Raw genomic sequence first — 5,266 nt, forward strand, 5'->3', positions numbered from 1 at the left:
TCCCTCTCCTCGATAGGAGAGGGTCGGGGTGAGGTCGAAAAATCATACTTTACGGATGGACACTATTTAGATTCATTATTGCATATTTTTCACACGAGAGGACTCGGGTGCTACATTGATTATTTTGGCTTTCATTCCATCCTAATATCTTTGATTTTTTCCTTTGTGTCCTTTGTGGTTTACTTTTACTAATCATTTTTGAAAAACAAATATATATTCATGCTTGAAAATATAAAATCCGCCGACTAATGCTCGATAACGCCACAATTCTTTTTGGTTCATTTTTCCTTTTGTAAAATCAAAATTTTTCACGATAGTAGATTTCAATTTATATCCGCGTTTCATAACTTCTTGCATCGTATAAAATGCTAAGGGAATCCATTCTCCCTTTTCGTATTTATCGCCGATGACTATCGCAAAATATCTTCCTTTATCCAGAAATTTTACGGTATTATCTATCACCCGCCCGAAGAGTCGAAGAAATTCTTTTTGAGATTTTGCATTCGATAAATCCTGTTCATCTTCACTGAATTGAATAATATCCCAATACGGTGGGTGTAGGAGGACAAATTGAACAGATTCTATTCCCAATTTTTGCATAGTTTTTTTCAGGTTGATGTGGCTGCTATCAGCATTTATTAGTTCAAACTTAACCTTATTTTCTGTGGAATTTTCACTTTCTAAATTTTTATGTGCAATTTCAATAACTCTTTTTTGCAATTCTATCCCAATCCCATTTCGACCTAATCTTTTGCATTCGATAAGCGTAGTTCCACAGCCTAAAAACGGATCAAGCACCCAATCGTTTTTTTTTGTGTATCGTTTCAAAAATTGATTTGGTATTTGAGGAATGAAATTCCCCCAATATTCCGCTGAATGAGCACCGGAACCATCCCGTTTTTTGAGCATCCAAAGGCTGTCGGTGATTATATCGTCATATTCTTTCCAGCGATAAAGATTGATGTCATTGACCTTATTCGTTTTCTTTTCCCTCAATCCACGCAACAATCTTCGGATATAGTATTTTGTCCTCTCCAAAGTTTTCGTTTCAGCGATTTGGCTTAACTCATTTTTAAGATATTTTTGGCTAATACTTATTGTTCGATCCTCAATTATCAAATGGAGTTTTCCCTGTTTATCCGTTTTCCGATTTTCTGCATTTTTTATAAGCGATCCGATTTCCTTTTTGATTTCGAGCAAATTGTCATTTTCCAAGTTTTTTCCCAAAATATTTATAATTTTATCAATTTTTGTTTTCATTTTTCCTCAATATTTAACTCAATAGGATAATGGTCACTGAATCCTTTGAGGTTAAGTTTTTTTGAAGGTCTTCCAAATCTGATAGGATCCGGATATCGCCCTTTGGAATTCATTTCCTCAAACATAAGAACCTCAACTTTCAAATCGCCCGAATCATTTCTTGCTAAACTAAAGGCAGAATTGTGAGTTATAAAACCTTTTGATACCCAAAACTGATCAAATAAACTCGGGAAATAATTGTAGTAATATGAACCTATTCCTTGCGATAAAAATTTGTACATTAGATTATAAAATCTGGGAATGCGAGAATAGACAACTTTTTTTTTCAGAGGAATAGACAGAGCATATTCTTGGATTGACCGTGAATATGGTTCATCATTAAAATCTCCGGCAATGATGATAGCAACGTCATTGCCGCAAATCTCGATAATTTTTTTATTCCAATATGCCAGAGTTTCTGCTGCAATAATTCGATATGGTTCTGAATGACTTTCGCCGCCTTTTCGAGAGGGCCAATGATTGCCAATTAGGATAAGTTGATTGCCTTTTAAGGTGCGAAAATTAACCTGAACGATGTCGCGAGTTGCAGTTCTTTTTAGAACGAAATATGAAAACTGGTTTTCGACTTGCAAAATATTTTCATCGTAAATAAATGCAATGTCAATTCCCCTTTGATCTTGCGTTTCGTGATAAGCAATCTCATAATTTCGATCAGTTAAATTAATATTTAAAACTAATTTTTCTAAAACCTGCTTATTTTCCACCTCGCAAACTCCGAGAATGTCAGGACCTTTCCCGCTATTCATTTGCTCAATAATTTTCTTCAGTTGCTCGATTTTCGTCTGCAAAATATTTGCATTCCAGCCTTTGAGCTCATGCTTTAGCTCTTTCTGCAACCAATCCGCACGATTTGGTGAATTCTCCACATCGAACAAATTTTCCAAATTCCACCAACTTATTGAATATTCCTTCATAAATTTTTATTCCTTTTATTATATTTAAAAATATCACTCCGCCAATTTTTTTTCAAATATTTTCACAGCGAGAAAATAAAAAACAAGAAAAATTCCAAAGAGAACTCCCACATCCGGCAGAATATCACCGAGATGTAGATTTCTCCAGAATATGTTGGTGAAGCCGTGCATTGCCCACGAGTTGAGGGTAAATTTACTAATTAGGCGAATATATCCGGGCATGAAAAAAATTGGAACCATGCTTCCTCCAAGTAAGGACATCGTCAAAATAAGCAAAGTTGAAAGGCTGTTCACGGTTCGGAGATTACCGCAAATTGCTGCAATAAAAATCCCGATAGATGAACACGCCAAAGCTGTAACAACGATCATTGTAAGTAAGGCGGGAATGTCCTGAAAGATATTCAAACCAAAAACCAACCAACCGAAGATAAACAAAACTAAGAGTTGGCTAATTCCCATCAAAGTGGAAAAAAGCATTTTCGCCGTCAGGATTTGTTGCTTGGAAACCGGAGCAATCAGCAACCTTTTTATGGTTCCGTCATTTTTTTCTTCGAGAATTGATGCACCTGCTTGAGTAACCGAAAACAGCAGAAACATCACCGCCATTCCTGCTATATATTGAGCGTACATCGGATTTTTTTCTTTCTGTCCGAGCAACTCAACTTTCGTTATTTCAAGAGGATTTTCCATAAAATTGGAATCTGCATTTTGAGAATTTTCTGAAGAAATACTTTTGACAGCAGATGTTTCAATTGGTTTGTCATCCAAATTTGCATCCGGAAAATATTTGGATACCGCAAATGAAATTTCGGATTTGAATTTATCGTTTTTTTCGATGCCAAGAAAATCTTCAGACTTTTTCCACATACTATTCATCAGTATTTTGGGAAATTTTGACATAATAGTTTTTTGGATCATGCCACTCACGATTCCGTATTCGATTTGGCATTTCGGATCATAATGTATTTCGAGAGGAAGCCGTTCGCCACCATCCATTTTTTGCTGAAATCCGGCTGGAATGTAAACTCCCAATCCTCGCTTTCCGCGAATTATCCAATCGTCCATTTTGTCCAAAGTGAACAGACAGGTAGAATCTCCGATGACATATTTTGTGTGAATGGCTAATTCCGGCAAACTATCTAAAACTGTACGGAATTGCTCGGAAAATTCTGTTTTATCATCATCCACCAGCAGAATTTTTATTTCACTAATTCCACCGGAACTGCCCAAACCACCGAAGACAAGACCAAATATCAGGCTTAGAACCATTGGAACGAAGTAGGTTAACACCACAGCAGAACGTGATTTAAAAAATTGTTTAATATCCTTTTTTATCAAGGCTAAAATTTTCATTCTCGCAACTCCCTTCCGGTTAATCTTAAAAAAACATTTTCCAAATTCGGTTTACTGATTCGAATATCCACATAACCGTTTTTATAATTATCAACGTTTTTGATTAGAAGCGGTATATTTTTTAGAATATTTTTCCCGCTAATACGGATTGATTTGTCCGCAATTATTTGGTATGAAAAATTTTGTGGTAAAGGGGGAAATTCGTTTTCTTGAAATGTGTTTTGAAAAGTGAACTCAATCGCATTTTCATTTTCCAATATTGCATACAATTCATTTTTTGTACCGAGTGCAATAACTTTTCCGTGATCTATTATTGCAATTCGGTTGCAAAGCCTTTCCGCTTCCTCCATATAGTGAGTGGTATAAACAATCGTTTTACCGTTTTCATGCAATTTTTCGATCAGTTCGAAAATATAGTTTCGAGATTGCGGATCTACTCCCACAGTCGGTTCGTCCATCAGGAGTATTTGAGGATCGTGGAGCAGGCTGGCAGCAATGTTCAACCTACGTTTCATTCCGCCGGAAAAAGTGCTTACCGCAGATTTGCGTCTGTCATACAATCCCACGAGTTTGAGATATTCATCTGCTTTTTTCATGAGGAGTGGTTTTTTCAGACCATACATTTTTCCCCAGAAATGCAGATTGTATTCAGCGGTAAGGTCGTTGTAAAGCGAGATTTCCTGTGGTATCACGCCGAGAATTTTTTTGATCTCTTCAGAATTTTCAGAAATATTTTTCCCTTGTATCTCAATATTTCCTTTATCAAAATTGAGAAGAGTATTTAGCAAATTTATCAGAGTAGTTTTTCCAGCACCGTTCGGACCCAACAAGCCGAATATTTCTCCTTCATTTATCTGTAGAGAAATGTTTTGCAAAGCACGAATATTTCCATAATTTTTACTAACATTTGCTATTCTGATCACATTTTACCTCGTTTAAAAATTATTATTTGTTTGTGAGAACAAGTGAGTTGTTTTTGTGTCAATTATTTTGATCATAGAAATTTTTTGCGACCAAACTCGACAATTACCGAACAGGTCAGTGCCGGTTCTGTGTATCATATTTCATAATATTTTCGCAGATTATCCATTCTTCTCGAAATATCATTTTTGAATTCTTTGTCGGTCATGGATGGATTTTTAGTCTCTTTCAACCAAATATCGCAGGGGAGTTTTTTACACTCTTTACAGGTATCAAATCCATTATCATTTACGCATTGATAAATCGGGCATGTTTCTTTGCCGATGAATTTTGCCCAAGAAACTTTTCCTTTTAAACTGTTGCACCCCTGACACTCATCGCCAAAAGCATGACATTCTTTTTCGCAATAAACTCCGCAGGCAGTTATCATAATTTTTCCGTTTCTTTATTCATCATCCAATTTCCTCATAAACGGAAACTATGTAATCGAAAAGTTCTCTGCCGAAATCAGAAGCAATGCAAACATTATCGAGATTCGGGTCAACATTATTAAGGTATTGAAGGCGGAGGTAATCGCCGTTGAATAATTCGGGAATAATTCCGGCAAAAAAGAAACCGAGTTTTTCGATTTTTGCACAAAACACTTGCGTAACCGGATTTGAGAGAGGCAGGTCAATGTAAATGCAATCAATCTTTTTTATGCAGAGTTCTTTCAATCTATACTTAAGCATATCGTTAAAATCATTGCCATATTCGAG

Annotated in this window: 6 protein-coding genes; all 6 read right to left on the reverse strand. The window is 35.9% G+C overall.

The features are described 5' to 3' along the window. Positions 1–192 precede the first annotated feature (192 nt). Positions 193–1,260 carry a DNA methyltransferase gene (locus U9P79_02665; GenBank protein MEA2103532.1) on the reverse strand — a complete coding sequence of 356 codons (1,068 nt, stop codon included), beginning with the start codon at positions 1,258–1,260 and terminating at the stop codon, positions 193–195. Next, on the reverse strand, positions 1,257–2,234 hold the full coding sequence (locus U9P79_02670) for an endonuclease/exonuclease/phosphatase (GenBank protein ID MEA2103533.1): 978 nt from the start codon (positions 2,232–2,234) through the stop codon (positions 1,257–1,259). Before U9P79_02670 ends, U9P79_02665 begins: the two co-directional genes overlap by 4 nt. A 33-nt stretch (positions 2,235–2,267) precedes the next feature. Then, complete coding sequence (locus tag U9P79_02675; GenBank protein MEA2103534.1) at positions 2,268–3,587, reverse strand: ABC transporter permease; 1,320 nt, start codon at positions 3,585–3,587, stop codon at positions 2,268–2,270. After that, entirely contained in the window at positions 3,584–4,510 is a 927-nt protein-coding gene (locus tag U9P79_02680) for an ABC transporter ATP-binding protein (GenBank protein MEA2103535.1), read from the reverse strand. The genes U9P79_02675 and U9P79_02680 overlap by 4 nt, the downstream gene beginning before the upstream one ends. Before the next feature lie 134 nt (positions 4,511–4,644). Further along, positions 4,645–4,938: a DUF3795 domain-containing protein gene (locus U9P79_02685; protein ID MEA2103536.1), complete on the reverse strand. Its 294-nt coding sequence runs from the start codon at positions 4,936–4,938 to the stop codon at positions 4,645–4,647. A 22-nt stretch (positions 4,939–4,960) separates the two neighbouring features. Then, a partial coding sequence (locus U9P79_02690; protein ID MEA2103537.1) for a hypothetical protein occupies positions 4,961–5,266 on the reverse strand: 306 nt, incomplete at its 5' end.

Source organism: Candidatus Cloacimonadota bacterium, assembly GCA_034661015.1.
Lineage (GTDB): Bacteria > Cloacimonadota > Cloacimonadia > JGIOTU-2 > JGIOTU-2 > JAYEKN01.

What these genes read in the sequence shown, in the direction of transcription:
- U9P79_02665 (MEA2103532.1), bottom strand. Translation starts at nt 1,260, where the DNA reads ATGAAAACAAAAATTGATAAAATTATAAATATTTTGGGAAAAAACTTG.
- U9P79_02670 (MEA2103533.1), bottom strand. Translation starts at nt 2,234, where the DNA reads ATGAAGGAATATTCAATAAGTTGGTGGAATTTGGAAAATTTGTTCGAT.
- U9P79_02675 (MEA2103534.1), bottom strand. Translation starts at nt 3,587, where the DNA reads ATGAAAATTTTAGCCTTGATAAAAAAGGATATTAAACAATTTTTTAAA.
- U9P79_02685 (MEA2103536.1), bottom strand. Translation starts at nt 4,938, where the DNA reads ATGATAACTGCCTGCGGAGTTTATTGCGAAAAAGAATGTCATGCTTTT.